The sequence below is a fragment of the Cystobacter fuscus DSM 2262 genome (assembly GCF_000335475.2).
Classification (GTDB): Bacteria; Myxococcota; Myxococcia; order Myxococcales; family Myxococcaceae; genus Cystobacter; species Cystobacter fuscus.
In genome coordinates, this window is the sequence record NZ_ANAH02000007.1 from 277,467 (window position 1) to 291,850 (window position 14,384).

General features: G+C 70.3%; 10 protein-coding genes and 1 pseudogene. 8 read left to right on the top strand and 3 right to left on the bottom strand.

Annotated elements, in window-relative coordinates:
- Positions 1 to 18: 18 nt before the first annotated feature.
- Entirely contained in the window at positions 19 to 561 is a 543-nt protein-coding gene (locus D187_RS13450; protein ID WP_002621226.1) for a chalcone isomerase family protein, read from the bottom strand.
- A gap of 303 nt (positions 562 to 864) precedes the next feature.
- Between D187_RS13450 and D187_RS58715 the strand changes: the two are divergent.
- The 3 genes and pseudogenes from D187_RS58715 to msrB form a co-directional block, all read left to right on the top strand.
- Positions 865 to 1,350 (top strand): annotated as a pseudogene (locus D187_RS58715) (PAS domain-containing protein); the annotation flags it as partial.
- A gap of 9 nt (positions 1,351 to 1,359) precedes the next feature.
- Positions 1,360 to 4,599 (top strand): PAS domain-containing protein, encoded by a 3,240-nt coding sequence (locus D187_RS13455; RefSeq protein ID WP_281171779.1) that lies wholly within the window; start codon positions 1,360 to 1,362, stop codon positions 4,597 to 4,599.
- 124 nt (positions 4,600 to 4,723) lie between these two features.
- Positions 4,724 to 5,146: a peptide-methionine (R)-S-oxide reductase MsrB gene (gene msrB, locus D187_RS13460; protein WP_002621232.1), complete on the top strand. Its 423-nt coding sequence runs from the start codon at positions 4,724 to 4,726 to the stop codon at positions 5,144 to 5,146.
- A 4-nt stretch (positions 5,147 to 5,150) separates the two neighbouring features.
- Here the strand turns inward: msrB and D187_RS13465 are convergent, their stop codons facing one another.
- On the bottom strand, positions 5,151 to 6,035 hold the full coding sequence (locus tag D187_RS13465) for a DNA-methyltransferase (protein WP_002621234.1): 885 nt from the start codon (positions 6,033 to 6,035) through the stop codon (positions 5,151 to 5,153).
- 175 nt (positions 6,036 to 6,210) lie between these two features.
- Here D187_RS13465 and D187_RS13470 point away from each other — a divergent pair, with 175 nt between their 5' ends.
- From D187_RS13470 to D187_RS13490, 5 genes are read left to right on the top strand one after another with little or no spacing between them, the layout of a single operon-like run.
- Positions 6,211 to 7,536, top strand: a complete 1,326-nt coding sequence (locus D187_RS13470) for an SWIM zinc finger family protein (protein ID WP_002621238.1) — start codon at positions 6,211 to 6,213, stop codon at positions 7,534 to 7,536.
- The gene (locus tag D187_RS13475) at positions 7,533 to 9,038 is read left to right on the top strand and encodes a DUF5691 domain-containing protein (protein ID WP_002621240.1); all 1,506 of its coding nucleotides are present in this window, start codon (positions 7,533 to 7,535) and stop codon (positions 9,036 to 9,038) included. Before D187_RS13470 ends, D187_RS13475 begins: the two co-directional genes overlap by 4 nt.
- On the top strand, positions 9,035 to 10,120 hold the full coding sequence (locus D187_RS13480) for an ATP-binding protein (RefSeq protein ID WP_002621242.1): 1,086 nt from the start codon (positions 9,035 to 9,037) through the stop codon (positions 10,118 to 10,120). Before D187_RS13475 ends, D187_RS13480 begins: the two co-directional genes overlap by 4 nt.
- Positions 10,117 to 12,348, top strand: a complete 2,232-nt coding sequence (locus D187_RS13485; protein WP_002621243.1) for a DUF5682 family protein — start codon at positions 10,117 to 10,119, stop codon at positions 12,346 to 12,348. The genes D187_RS13480 and D187_RS13485 overlap by 4 nt, the downstream gene beginning before the upstream one ends.
- On the top strand, positions 12,332 to 13,483 hold the full coding sequence (locus tag D187_RS13490) for a VWA domain-containing protein (RefSeq protein ID WP_002621245.1): 1,152 nt from the start codon (positions 12,332 to 12,334) through the stop codon (positions 13,481 to 13,483). Before D187_RS13485 ends, D187_RS13490 begins: the two co-directional genes overlap by 17 nt.
- Positions 13,484 to 13,499: 16 nt before the next feature.
- Here D187_RS13490 and D187_RS59205 read toward each other — a convergent pair whose 3' ends face one another.
- Positions 13,500 to 14,237 carry an immunity 52 family protein gene (locus D187_RS59205; protein ID WP_043429631.1) on the bottom strand — a complete coding sequence of 246 codons (738 nt, stop codon included), beginning with the start codon at positions 14,235 to 14,237 and terminating at the stop codon, positions 13,500 to 13,502.
- Positions 14,238 to 14,384 lie beyond the last annotated feature (147 nt).

Below are 14,384 nucleotides of genomic sequence, written 5' to 3' on the forward strand. Positions count from 1 at the left end.
GTGCGAGCGCGCCCTGCCTCAGTTCGCGAAGATGGGGTGGTTCTCCAGCCAGGACACGAAGAGCGCGTCCGCGAACGGCTTGCCCCCGATGTAGACACCGTGGGTGGCCTCGCCCTCTACTTGCAGTCCGCCTCCCGGAACATAGGTGAGCGTGAGCTCGCCACCCTTGGGCACGTCCCGCAGCGAGCCGAGCAGCCGATCCAGGTCGTCACTCAGGGGTGAGTGGCGCAGCGCGGCATTCCGGGCCAGGCCATCGCGGAAGGCATCCACGAGCTGCTCCCGGGTGACATGGCGCAGGAAGCGCAGTTGCAGGCGCTTGATGCAGTTGGAGGAGATGGCCTCGGCCTTCGCCCGCGGCGGCTGCTCGAAGTAGAGCGACCAGACGTAGACCTTGAAGAAGAACATCTGCTGCAATTCCACGTGGGCCAGCGACAGCTGCTTGCCCTGCAGCGTGACTTCTTCGGGCACCCGCACCCCCGCGAGTTCCCGCGCCTGGGCCACGCCCGTGCTCAACAGCAACGCCGTCAATGCTCCCGCGAGCTTCCATCCCTTGCGCACCATCACCGACCCCCTCGCCACCCCACCAACGGGTAGGGTCCATGGTGCGCACCCGCGAGCAGGCCGCCAACCAGGGACGTGGCTCGATCCCCCTGTGAGTGTCCGGTGGTGAGCGGAGGAACTGGCGGGGAGCGCACGTTAATCCGTGCTATGGTCCCCCTCCCTGGGCGAGCCATGTGGCATCCGCTCCGAGCCCGGACGCCAGGTCGGGGAGGAGCGCGAAAGGGGCTTGTCGTTGCGTGACGCGGCCGATCCCAGCATCAACTGTCGTCTGCGAAGCGCCCCCGCGCGAGTCCACCCGTCCCTATGACTCTGAGTCAGCCTACCCCTGGTCAGGATCCCTCGTTGAAGCTCGAAGACGAAGCCCCCACGGCCCCTGGAATCCCCCACCAGGAGGGCTCCCCGGAGACGGGCGAGGCACGGCGCGACGACGATCGGGAGCGGCTGAACATGCTCGTCAACCAGGCGAGCGTGGGCATCACCCAGCGGGCCCTCGACGGCACGCTGGTCATGGCCAACCAGCGCTTCTGCGACATCGTCGGGCGTGCGCTCGAGGACGTGATTGGCCACTCCCAACAAATCCTGACGCATCCGGACGATCGCGACGCGCATGCCGCCCAGTGGCGGAAGCTGTTGGAGACGGGCGAGCCCTACACCGTGGACAAGCGCAACGTGCGGCCCGACGGCTCCGTGGTGTGGGTCAACAACCACGTCACGCTCGCCCGGGATGAGCGGGGCCGCCCGAAGTTCGCCATCTGCGTCACCCAGGACATCACCGCCCGCCGCGAGGCCGAGGAGCGCCTGCGGGAGCGGGAGCGGCATCTGCGCTTCGCGCAGGAAATCGGGGGCATTGGCGTGTTCACGGTGGAGCTGGCCACCGGCGTGTTGACCGTGACGCCGGAGTTCTGCCGTCTGTATGGCATCGAGCCGATGGAGCATCCCCCCGCCACGGCCATCGAGGCGACCCTCCTCCCCGAGGATCTCCACCACGCCTCGACGGTGGAGTTCCGCACTCACGGCCGCGTGAGCGCCCAGGCCGAGTACCGGATCCGTCACGCCCGCTCGGGACAGGTGCGGTGGATTGCCCGGCGCAGCGAGATGATCCGGGACGAGAAGGGCCATCCCCTGCGGCTGCTCGGTGTGGTGCAGGACGTGACGGAGCGCCGGGCCGCCGAGGACAGGTTGCGTGAAACCAACGAGCGGCTCCAGCTCGCGCTCAACGCGGGCTCGGTGCTCGGCACGTGGGTGTGGAACATCCCGGCCGGTCTGCTCACGGGTGACGAGCGGTTCGCGCGCACCTTCGAGCTCGCGCCGGAGCAGGCCGCGCGGGGGTTGCCGATCGAGGAGTACGGGACGTTCGTCCACCCCGAGGATCGCGCCCGCGTCGCGGAGCAGACGATCCTCACGCTGCGCACGGGTGGGCCCTACCGCTGCGAGTACCGGGTCCGCCGCACCCAGGGGGGGCCCTACTTCTGGATTGAAGCCAACGGCCACTGCGAGCTCGGCGCCGACGGCCAGCCGCTGCGCTTTCCCGGCCTGCTGATGGACATCGACGAGCGCAAACAGGCGGAGCTGCGCCAGGCGGCCGTCATCGAGATCGGCGACAGGCTGCGCGACCTGACCGACACAGCCGATATCGCGGGCACCGCCATGGAGCGGGTCGGGCGGCTGCTGGACATCCTGCGCGCGGGGTACGGCACGATCGACGCCTCGCAGCAGTATGTGGAGATCGAGCGGGACTGGGTCTCCCGTCCCGACACCCTCAGCGTCACAGGCCTGCACCGCTTCGCCGACTATGGCGTCTACATCGAGACGCTCAAACGGGGCGAAACCGTCGCCATCCCCGACATCGAGCAGGACGAGCGAACGAGTTCTGGCGCCGACAACCTGCGGGTGCTCGGCATCCGGGCACTGCTCAACGTGCCCTTGCTGGAGCAGGGCCGCCTCGTCGCGCTCCTCTACCTTCACGACGATCAGGTGCGCCAGTGGAGCCAGGACGACATCGACTTCCTGCGGGACGTGGCCGATCGCGTCCGGACGGCGAGCGAGCGCGTGCGGGCCGTGGCGCAACTGCGGCGGGCCAACGAGACGCTGGAGCAGCGCGTCGAGGAGCGCACGCGCGAGCGCGACCGGGTCTGGACCGTGTCGCAGGATCTGCTGGTGGTGTCCGACGCCGAGGGCAGGTTCCTGCGCGTCAACCCGGCGTGGACCACCCTCATGGGCTGGACGCCGGAGGAGCTGTTGGGCAAGACGTCCGCCTGGTTGGAGCACCCCGAGGATCTGGAGAAGACCCAGGCGGAACGGCGCAACCTGTCCGAGGGCCAGCCCGTCATGCGCTTCGAGAACCGCCTTCGGCACAAGGACGGCACCTACCGGCTGTTGTCCTGGAAGGCGGTCCCCATGGCGCAAGAGGGGATCACCTACTCCACCGCGCGAGACATCACGGACCAACGGCAGACAGAGGAGCAGCTGCGCCAGTCCCAGAAGATGGAGGCGGTGGGCAAGCTCACCGGTGGCGTGGCCCATGACTTCAACAACCTGCTGCAGGTCATCGGGGGCAACCTCCAATTGCTGCAGCGCGACCTGGTGGGCAACGAGCGGGGGATGCGCCGCGTGCGCACCGCCATCCACTCGGTGGAACGGGGGGCTCGGCTCGCCTCGCAACTGCTCGCCTTCGCCCGTCGGCAACCGCTCACCCCCGTGGTGCTCCACCTGGGCCGGCTGGTGCGCGGCATGGATGATCTGCTGCGCCGCGCCCTGGGAGAGGACGTGGAGGTGGAGACCATCATCTCGGGAGGGCTGTGGAACACGGCCGTCGATCCCAACCAGCTCGAGAACGTCCTGCTCAACCTGGCCATCAACGCCCGGGACGCCATGGAGAAGTCGGGCAAGCTGACCATCGAGGTGAGCAACGCCCGGCTCGACGAGCGCTACGCGCGGATGCACCCGGACGTGAAGCCCGGACCGTACGTGCTGCTGGCCGTCTCCGACACTGGAGGCGGCATGCCCCCCGAGGTCATCGAGCGCGCCTTCGAGCCGTTCTTCACCACCAAGCCCGAGGGCCGCGGCACGGGGCTGGGCCTGAGCATGGTGTACGGCTTCGTCAAGCAGAGCGGCGGCCACGTGAAGATCTACAGCGAGGTGGGCCATGGCACGACGCTGAAGATCTACCTGCCCCGCGCCTTCCAGGCCGAGATGCCACTCGAGGAACTCCCCGAGGGGCCCGTGGAGGGAGGCACCGAGACCATCCTCGTCGTCGAGGACGACGCCGAGGTGCGCGCCACGGTGGTGGAGATCCTCACGGACCTGGGCTACCGCGTGCTCAAGGCCGCGGATGGCCAGGGCGCACTGGCCATCATCCAGAGTGGCCTCCCGGTGGATCTGCTGTTCACCGACGTGGTGATGCCTGGTCCGGTGCGGAGCACCGACCTGGCCCGGCAGGCCAAGGCCCTGCAGCCGAACATCGAGGTGCTCTTCACCTCGGGCTACACGGAGAACGCCATCGTGCACGGAGGGCGGCTCGACCCGGGCGTCCACCTGTTGAGCAAGCCGCACCGCCGGGAGGATCTGGCGCGCAAGCTCCGGCAACTGCTCAACCAGCGCCCGCCACGACAGGAGACGCCCCGCCCGCCCCCACCCGCCCCCGAGAAGCCCCGGGCGCCCGAACCCCCACCGCGTCCGGAGGAGCCCGCGGCCCTGCGGGTGCTGCTGGTGGAGGACGACGAGGACATCCGCACGTCGGCGCTCGAGCTGATGGGCCTGCTGGGGCACGAGGTGGTGGCGGTGGGCAGCGCGGAAGAGGCCAGCCGCGTGCTCAAGCGCCAGCGCTTCGACGTGCTGTTCACCGATGTGTCACTGCCGGGCAGGTCGGGCGTGGAGCTGGCCCGGGAAGTCATCCGGCTCCAGCTCGGGATGAAGATCGTCATCGCCTCGGGACACGGCAGTTCGGTGCTCACCGGCGCGGACGCGCGCCTGCAGGGGGTGGTGGTCCTGCCCAAGCCCTACGCCCTGCCTCAAATCCAGAAGGTCCTGGAGGGGTAGAGCCCCGGGGCGCCTCCAGCCGCCTGGAGAGGAGCCAACAGAACACGGGGCCGCCCGGGAGAACCCACGCCCGGGGGCATGCGATGGGCTTGCTCCCGGGAGGGCCGGACAGCAGGATTCCCGCATGAGTGACAAACTGAGCCTGAGCGACGAGGAGTGGAAGAAGCGCCTGACCCCCCAGGAGTACCAGGTGCTGCGCCAGCACGGCACCGAGCGGCCGGGAAGCGGCTGTTTCCTGGGCACGAAGGATCCCGGCACGTATGTCTGCGCCGGTTGTGGCAACCCGCTGTTCCAGTCGGGCGAGAAGTTCGAGTCCGGGACGGGCTGGCCCTCCTTCACCCAACCGCTCAAGCCCGACGCGGTGACGGAGTATCGCGACGTGTCCTACGGGATGGTGCGCACCGAGGTGAGATGCGGCCGGTGTGATGGGCACCTGGGACACGTCTTCCCGGATGGCCCTCCGCCCACGGGGCTGCGCTACTGCATGAACTCGGTGGCGATGAAGCACGCGCCGGAGGGAGAGTCCCTCCCGCTCGTCACGAAGTGAGGGCTCAGCGCGTGGCGCGCTCGGCCTCGGTCAGGCGCTTCTTGGACAGCGACAGGTACTTCTCGTCCATGTCGATGCCCACGTAGCGCCGGCCCAGCTTGAGCGCCGCCACGCCCGTGGTGCCACTGCCGTTGAAGGGATCCAACACCAGCGCGTCCTCGGGGGTGCTCGCCTCGATGACGCGCTCGAGCAGCGACACCGGCTTCTGCGTGGGGTGGCTGCCGTGCGCCTTCTCCTCCTTGCGCGGCGCCGTCATCGTCCACACGCGGCCGGACTCGTCGGCGTTCAACTCCTCCTCGCCCGAGCGCGGCAGCGCCCACACGTCGCGCATCTGCTTGCCGCCGTTGTCCGCCTTCATCTTCGAATAGTTGAAGGTGTGCTGGAGCTTGGCGGCCGGCTTGGGCGACGCCCAGATGAGCAGCTCGGAGGAGTGGGTGAAGTAGCGGCAGGCGAGGTTGGGGCTCGCGTTGGGCTTGTACCAGGTGACGGTGTTGAGCAGCTTGTAGCCGAGCTTCTGCATCGCGAAGCCCACCGAGAAGATGACGTGCTGGGTGCCGCTCACCCAGATGCTGCCCGTGGGCTTGAGCACGCGCTGGCAGGCCTTGAGCCACGCGGTGGTGAAGGCGTGGTCCTCCTCCACCCCGCGCGACACGTCCCAGCCGCCCTTGTTCACCGCGGCGCGCTTGCCGTTCTTGCAGGTGAAGCCGCCGTTGGACAGGAAGTAGGGCGGGTCCGCGAACACCATGTCGAAGGTGCCCGGCTCGAACTGCTCGAGCAACGCGAGGCTGTCCCCCTGGTAGAGCCGGTACGCATCGCTCTTGGCGTAGAGGCTCTCGCGCAGGGTGGGCTGAACAAGCTTCAGGACAGGAGCTGCGGCTTCGGCGGACATCTCGCCTCCGTCAGGGGGGTCGGTGAACGGAGGGCAATGTGCCGCAACAATCGGCTACGTCTAATTCCCAGCCTGTTTTTGTCTGATCGATCCTGTAGCACCCGAAGCGCGTCCAAAAAATTGACGGCTCCACTTCGCCCGGCCCGAGCCGCTATGCTCTCCGACTCCAACGACCATGGCTCCGCCCCTCACCTCCGAACAGGCCCTCGCGCTCGCGCCCGACTCCTCCGTGGCCGCCTCTGGCCAGAAGCTCGCGCGGGAGCGGGAGTGGAAGCTCCTGGGCCACGGCGAGCGCGCCGCCTGGGGCGAGTGCCAGGGCAGCGCGCTGTACCAGGTGCGCATCGATCTGTCGGATCTCACCCCGTCGTGCACGTGCCCCAGCCGCAAGATTCCCTGCAAGCACTGCATCGGGTTGCTGCTGCTGCTCGCCGCGGAACGCCTGCCCCAGGCCGCGACGCCCCCCTGGGTGGAGGAGTGGCTCGCCAAACGCTCCGCGGCCGCCGAGCGCAAGGCGACGAAGAAGGCGGCGCCCGCGGCGGAAGGCGCCGCCCCCGTGGACACGAAGGCACGGGCGAAGCGCGCCTCCGAGCGCCAGGAGCGCATGGCCCGGGGCCTGGAGGCCCTGGGGCTGTGGATGGAGGATCTCGTGCGCGGGGGACTGGCCCGGCTCGACACGGCGGCGCCCGTGCATGAACAGGCGGCGCGGCTGGTGGACGCGGAGAGCCCGGGCCTCGCGGCGCAACTGCGTCTGCTCGCGGGAGAGCTGGAGGGGCGTCCCGAGCCCCGGCGCCTCGTGGAGCGGCTCGGGCGGATCGCCCTCGTCGTCGAGGCCTGGCGCAAGCTGGAGCAGCTTCCCGAGCCCCTCGCGGCGGATGTCCAGGCGCGGGTAGGTGCCCCGCTGCGCGACGAGGACGTGCTCGCCCGCGGCGAGCGACTCCAGGACACCTGGGCCGTCGTCAGCCAGGAGCTGGACGACTCGGCGCACGTGCGCGAGCAACGCACGTGGCTGCTCGGCACCACCCAGGGCCGGACGGCCCGCGTCCTCCAGTTCGCGGTCGGGGCCTCCGGGCAGTTCTCCGAGAAGCTCATTCCGGGCACCGCCTTCGACGCGGAACTCGTGTACTGGCCGAGCGCGGCGCCCCAGCGGGCGAAGGTCCTGGAACGACGGGGAGATCTCCGGCCCTGGACGGGCGCCCTGCCCTCGCTCTCGCTCGACGCGCTCCAGCGGCGCTTCGCCGAGGAGCTGGCCCGGCAACCCTTCCAGGAGCGCATGGCGGCGATGCTGGGCGGCGTCGTCCCCGTGCTGGAGAACGAGGAGCGCATGTGGCTGCGAGACGCCACGGGCGCGGCGCTCCGACTCGGCCCGTGTGACCGGTGGAAGCTGCTGGCGCTCTCGGGCGGCCACCCGGTGGACGTGTTCGGCGAATGGGATGGGGAACGGCTGCGTCCGCTGAGCGTGCTCGTGGACGGAACGCTGTACGCCCTGGGAGGCGCGCGGTGAACGATCTGGATGCATTGACGCGCCTCGCGTTCCTGGGCACCGCCCACGCGCCCGAGCCCGACTCCCTGGGAGGCGTGGAGGGCCAGACGGCGCGTGCCCTGAGCGCCCTGTCCGTGGAGAAGCGGGTGCTGCTCGCGGCCGGAGCGCGGGGCGTGGCGCGGGCCGCGGGTGGCCGCCTGTCCCAGCTCGGCCCGCCCGGGGAAGCGGCACCGCCCGACACCCTGGAAGTCTGTCCTCCCCGCGTGAGCGCCCTCCTGGTGGAGGTCATGGCCGCCGCGGACGCCGAGATGCTGCGGGCGATCCTCGAGCGGATGGCCCACGTGCGCCGCCGCCTTCCCCCGGAGCTGCTGCCCCGCCTGCTCGGATTCAAGGGACCGATGCGCGAGGCGATCGTTCCGGTGCTGGGCGAGCGGGGCCAGTGGCTCGCCCGTCTCCACCCCGAATGGCGCTCCGCGCGGACCGGCACTGGCACCTCCCCCGAAGAGGCCGAGCGCGTGTGGGCGGAGGGGACCTTCGAGGAGCGGCGCACGATGCTCGAGCAGACCCGGCTCACGGAGCCGGCCCGCGCCCGTGCCTGGCTCCAGGGCACCTTCGCCCAGGAGAAGAGCGATCACCGCGTCCGCTTCCTCTCCAGCCTGAAGCAGGGACTCTCCCCGGAGGACGAGGCCCTGTTGGAGCTGGGCCGCAAGGATCGCGCGGCCGGGGTGCGCGAGGTGGCGAGGGAGCTGCTCTCCCGGCTGCCCACGTCCGCCTTCGCGCGACGCATGGAGGAGCGGGCCCGGGCGGTGCTGCACTGGGAAGCGCCCGGGACGATCCGCGTCCGCTTCCCCGCGAAGTGGGACGCCGAGGCCGAGCGCGATGGTCTGGACAAGCCGCCCGCCGGCATCGGCCAGAGCGAGCACTGGCTCCAGCGGCTCCTGTCGGCCCTGCCCCTGTCCACCTGGGAGAACGCGTTCGGCGCCACGCCGGAGCAGCTCGTCGCCGCCGCCGGGCGGAGCGAGGATGGCATTGGAGTCTCGGTGGGCTGGGCCCACGCGATGCACCTGGGTGCCTCGCCGGCCTGGGCCTCCGCCCTGTTCGACTTCTGGGCCCGTCAGAATCCCAAGGTGCTCCCGCCCGAGCGCGCGGAGAACCTGGCGTCCACGCTGTTCGAGGCCCTGCCTCCCCCGGAGCGAGCCGGGCACACCCTGCGCGTGTTCCGCGGAGCCCAGGCCCTGCCCCCGCTGGAACGCGCCCTCGCCCTGACGCCCGCGCCCTGGCCGGAGGAGCTCGCCCGGGCCTGGCTCTCGGCCCTTCGTCAGCAGCACGACGCGACGCCCCGGGCGCTGGCGTTGCTCGGAGTCCTCTCCCGCTCCGCGCTCATCCTGCCCGCGGCGTGTCTCGCCGCCGCCGCCGAGCCCATCGACCTGCCCGCCCCCCTGTCCTACTGGCAGCGGGAACTCCACCGCTTCCAGACGAGCGTCTCGCTCTGCCGGACCCTTCACGAGGAGCTGAAACCGTGACCGCCACCGCCCTTCTCCGTCAGCACGCCGAGCAGCAATACGCCGAGGAACTGGCCGCGCTCGCCCGGGCGGACGACCGGCCCAAGCCCCAGGGCTGGACGCTCTCGCCCTGGGCCGTGCGCCTCTACCTGCTCGGAGGCACGCTGCCCGACGGCTTCCGGGTGAGCGCCAAGTACATCGGCAACGCGCGGCTGGTGGAGATCGCCGTGGCGACGCTCGCCACCGACCGGGCCCTGCTGCTCTACGGCGTGCCCGGCACCGCCAAGTCCTGGCTGAGCGAGCACCTGGCCGCCGCCATCTGTGGGGACTCGACGCTGCTCGTGCAGGGCACGGCGGGCACGGACGAAGCGGCCCTGCGCTATGGCTGGAACTACGCGCGGCTGCTCGCGGAGGGCCCCTCGGAGAAGGCCATGGTCCCGAGCCCCATCATGCGCGCCATGCGCGAGGGGAGGCTCGCCCGCATCGAGGAGCTGACGCGCATGCCGGGCGAGGTGCAGGACGCCCTCATCACCCTGCTCAGCGAGAAGACGCTCCCCATTCCGGAGCTGTCCAGCGAGGTGCAGGCCCGCGCGGGCTTCAACGTCATCGCCACGGCGAACAACCGAGACCGGGGCGTGAACGAGCTGTCGAGCGCCCTGCTGCGCCGCTTCAACACGGTGGTGCTACCCACCCCCGACTCGCTGGAGCAGGAGGTGGAGATCGTCGAGAAGCGCGTGGCCGAGATGGGACGCACCCTGGCGCTGCCCGCGGAGAAGCCCGCGCTGGAGGAGATCCGCCGGGTGGTCACCCTCTTCCGCGAGCTGCGTGGAGGCGCGACGCTGGATGGGACGATGAAGCTCAAGACGCCCTCGGGCGCGCTGTCCACGGCCGAGGTCATCTCCGTGATGAACGGGGGCCTGGCCATGGCGGGCTACTACGGGGACGGTGTGCTCCGGGCGCCGGACCTGGCCGCGGGCCTCACGGGCGCCATCGTGAAGGATCCGGTGCAGGACCGGGTGGTGTGGCTGGAGTACCTCAAGACGGTGGTGAAGGAGCGTGAGGGGTGGAAGGACCTCTACCGCGCCTGCATGGAGGTCCTGTGAGCGCGGAGCCGGGCGCGGCCGTTCATGTGCTCGGCGTGCGGCACCATGGGCCCGGCAGCGCGCGCGGCGTGCGCTCCGCGCTGGAAGCGCTCCAACCCGACGTGGTGCTCATCGAGGGCCCTCCCGACGCGGACGAACTCCTGCCGCTCGCGGCCCAGGCGGGGATGAAGCCGCCGGTGGCGCTGCTCGTCTACGCGCTCGACACGCCCGCGCACGCCGTCTTCTACCCGTTCGCCGTCTTCTCTCCGGAGTGGCAGGCCGTCCAGTACGCCCTGGGGCGCTCGCTGCCGGTGCGCTTCATCGACCTGCCCCAGGCGCACCAGCTCGTGCCCGAGGCCCTGGCCCAGGAGAAGGCGGAGCCGCCCCGGGAGGATGCGCTCGGGGGACTCGCGCGAGCGGCCGGCCACGAGGAGGGCGAGGCGTGGTGGGAGCAGCTCATCGAGCAGCGCCAGGACGCGCGGGGTGTCTTCGAGGCGGTGCTGGAGGCGATGACGGCCGTGCGCGAGGTGGGGGGCGACATTCCCGCGCGCGAGGCCCTGCGCGAGGCGCACATGCGGCGCTGCATCCGCCAGGCGCGGAAGGAGGGCTTCCAGCGGATCGCCGTCGTGTGTGGCGCGTGGCATGCCCCGGCGCTCGTCCAGGCACGGCCCGCGCGCGAGGACGACGCGTTGCTCAAGGGCCTGCCGAAGACGAAGGTGGCGGCCACGTGGATTCCCTGGACGTATGACCGGCTCGGCTGGCGCAGCGGGTACGGCGCGGGCGTGGACTCCCCCGGGTGGTACGCGCACCTGTGGCTCACCCCCGAGCGGCCGGTGAGCACCTGGGCGGCACGCATCGCGCAACTCCTGCGCGGCGAGGGATTGGACGCATCGTCCGCGAGCGTCATCGAGACAGTGCGGCTGGCCGAGGCGCTCGCGGCGCTGCGGGGGCGGAGCGCGGTGGGGTTGGGAGAGCTGCGCGACGCCGCGCTCAGCGTGCTGTGCGAGGGGGACGCGACCCCGCTGACGCTCGTGCACGACCGGTTGGAGGTGGGCACGGGCCTGGGCGAGGTGCCCTCCGACGTGCCCGCGGTGCCGCTCGCGAGGGACCTGGCCGCGCTGCAGAAGTCGCTGCGCCTGCCGCCCACGTCCGAGAGCAAGCTCCTGGAGTTGGACCTGCGCAAGGAGCTCGACCGGGGCCGGAGCCGGCTCTTGCACCGGCTGCGGCTGCTCGACATTCCCTGGGGCACGCCCGAGGACGACACGCGCAACGCGAAGGGCACCTTCCGCGAGAACTGGCGCGTGAAGTGGGAGCCCGAGCTGGCCGTGCGCGTCGTGGAGGCGAGCCTCTTCGGCAACACGGTGGAGTCGGCGGCCACGGGCCGGGTGAAGACCCGTGCCGCCGAGGCCAAGGAGCTGGACACGCTGACGGCCCTGCTCGAGGCGAGCCTCCTCGCGGAGCTGTCCGCGTCCATCGACACCGTGCTGGGCCATGTGCAGGAGCTCTCCACGCGCTCGGCGGACGTGCCGAAGCTGATGGAGGCCTTCCCTCCCCTGGTGCGCACGGTGCGCTACGGCAGCGTCCGGGAGACGCCCACCGAGCCCATCCTCGCCATCATCCACGGGCTGCTCGAGCGCATCTTCATCGGGTTGCCCGGGGCGTGCGTCGCGTTGGACGAAGACGCCGCGCGCGAGCGCCATGGCCAGTTGAGCGCCCTGCACGCCGCGTTGGTGCTGCTGGAGGACAAGGCGCGTCTGGAGGAGTGGTCCCAGGCCTTGGAGGGGCTCGTGCAGCGGGACGCGGTGCACGGACTGCTGCGCGGAGCGGCGCTGCGGCTGCGAGTGGAGATGGGCCACGTGGAGGACGCCGTGCTGGGCCCACTCGCCCGGAAGGCACTGTCACCGGCGGTGCCCCCCGCCGAGGCGGCCGCGTGGCTGGAGGGGCTCGTCACCGGGAGCGCGCTGCTGCTGCTGCACCGCGACGAGTTGTGGGCGGCGCTCGACGGCTGGCTCTCCGGCCTCACGCGGGAGACCTTCGTCGAGCAGCTTCCCCTGGTACGGCGTGCGTTCTCGCGCTTCGGAGCGGCCGAGCGGCGCGCCATGGCGGAGCGCATCCGGCGGCCCTCCATGGCGCCGGGAGCGGCCCGGGGCACGAGGGCTGGAGACGATCTGGATCCCGAGCGCGTGGCTCAGGTGCTGCCCGTGCTGTCGCTCATCTTGGGAGTGAGGCTCGATGAAAACCTCGGATGAAGAGCGGCTGGAGCGTTGGCGGCTGGTGTTGGGGCAGCCGGCGCAGGAATCGCTGGGGGTGTCGCTCGGGGAGACCGAGCGGAGCATGGATAAAACCCTCGAGGCGCTGTACGACTCCGAGCGCAAGGCGGGACTCGGCGCGTCCTCGCCGCAGGTGGCGCGCTGGCTCGGGGACATCCGCGAGTACTTCCCCGCGCCCGTGGTGCGCGTCATGCAGGGGGATGCGATGGCGCGGCTCGGGCTGACAGAGATGTTGCTCCAGCCGGAGATGCTGGCGGCGGTGGAGCCGGACGTGCAGCTCGTGGCCACGCTCTTGTCCTTGCGCAAGGTCATCCCCCAGAAGACGAAGGAGACAGCGCGCCGGGTGGTGCGCAAGGTGGTGGACGAGCTGGAGCGGCGGCTGCGGGCCCCCACCGAGCGGGCGGTGCGGGGAGCGCTGTCACGGGCCTCGCGCACGCGCCGGCCGAGGGCCGCGGAGATCGACTGGGACCGGACGCTGCGGGCCAACCTGGGCAACTATCTGCCCGAGCGCAAGAGTATGGTGGTGGAGAAGCTGGTGGGCCACGGGCGCAAGCGCTCGAGCCTGCGGGACGTGGTGCTGTGCATCGACCAGAGTGGCTCCATGGCGGCGTCGGTCGTCTACTCGAGCATCTTCGGCGCGGTGCTCGCGTCCCTGCGGGCGGTGTCCACGAAGATGGTGCTCTTCGACACGGCGGTGGTGGACCTGAGCGAGCAGTTGTCGGACCCGGTGGACCTGCTGTTCGGCACCCAGCTCGGAGGGGGCACGGACATCGACCAGGCGCTCGGGTACTGCCAGCAGATCATCACCCGCCCGGCGCAGACCATCCTCGTGCTCGTCACGGACCTGTACGAGGGAGGCAACGCGCAGCGGATGCTCCAGCGGGCCGCCGCGCTCGTCCAGAGCGGCGTGACGGTCGTGTGCCTGCTCGCGTTGAGTGATCAGGGCACGCCCTCGCATGACCCGCACCACGCGGCGCACTTCGCGGCGCTGGGCATCCCCACCTTCGCGTGCACGCCGGACCTCTTCCCGGAACTCATGGCCGCGGCGCTTCAACGCAAGGACCTGCGCGCCTGGGCTTCACGCCAGGAACTCCAGGTGGCCCGCCCGGGGTGAGCGCGGCGGGGATGCGTCACGGAGTGACGATGGGCTTCAGAAGGCCCGCTCTGTCCAGCAGCCCCTGGACGCGCTGAGCGAGTTCGACGTGTTCGGGGTTGGAAACCGAGGCCGAGTCGGGCGTGAGGATGACGAGCATGCCTTTGTCCTCCACCGGCTCGATGCGAACGGGAGCGGGCAGCGGAGGCACCGTGCCCCGGCCGCGAGAGAAATACATGATCCAGCCCACGAAGGTCCCCGCGTCCCCCGTGGAGGTGATCTTGTCACGGAACATCGTTGACGAGGCGATGGCGCGCTCTGGATCCCAAGCCAGAACCATGCTCCGCACGAGGCCAGTGAGAACTGGCACGCTCAGAACCCGCTCCGAATTCGGCCCACGGCTTGGCAGGTTACATACACAAACGTTGCTCACGGCTTCCGAGTAGGCGCCGCATAAAAAATTGAAGCCGCTATCCTCGTAGTCGGCACACACGCCGTTCCATGCCCAGACAGAGTAACCGAGTTCCTCGAATTGCCGATCCCTTCCTCGGCGGATCAGTTTTTCGAGTGACTCTCGGGTAGATTCGACGGGACGAGATAGTGCGTCCTTTCGGGACCTGCCCTGTTCAAACCAGCGAGAGAAGGATGGGTCAACATTCGCCATGGCAGATAGGAAGACTTCTGCTCGCCGGGCACAATCCTCCGGTGACTCCTTTCGCGGCCCCCAATAAGCACCTGCATAGTACGAATCAATCCTTTGAAACTTCTTGGACATGAATATTCTCCTACAATGGCGAGGTATAAATTACTTCGATTCCGGTCACACCTTTGTCACCCCTGCCGCGGTTCAGTCGAGGCATCGGGCCCGACGCGGCACCCGGGCCGTGGTCCAGCAACGCACCGCCAGATGTCGTGGATACCG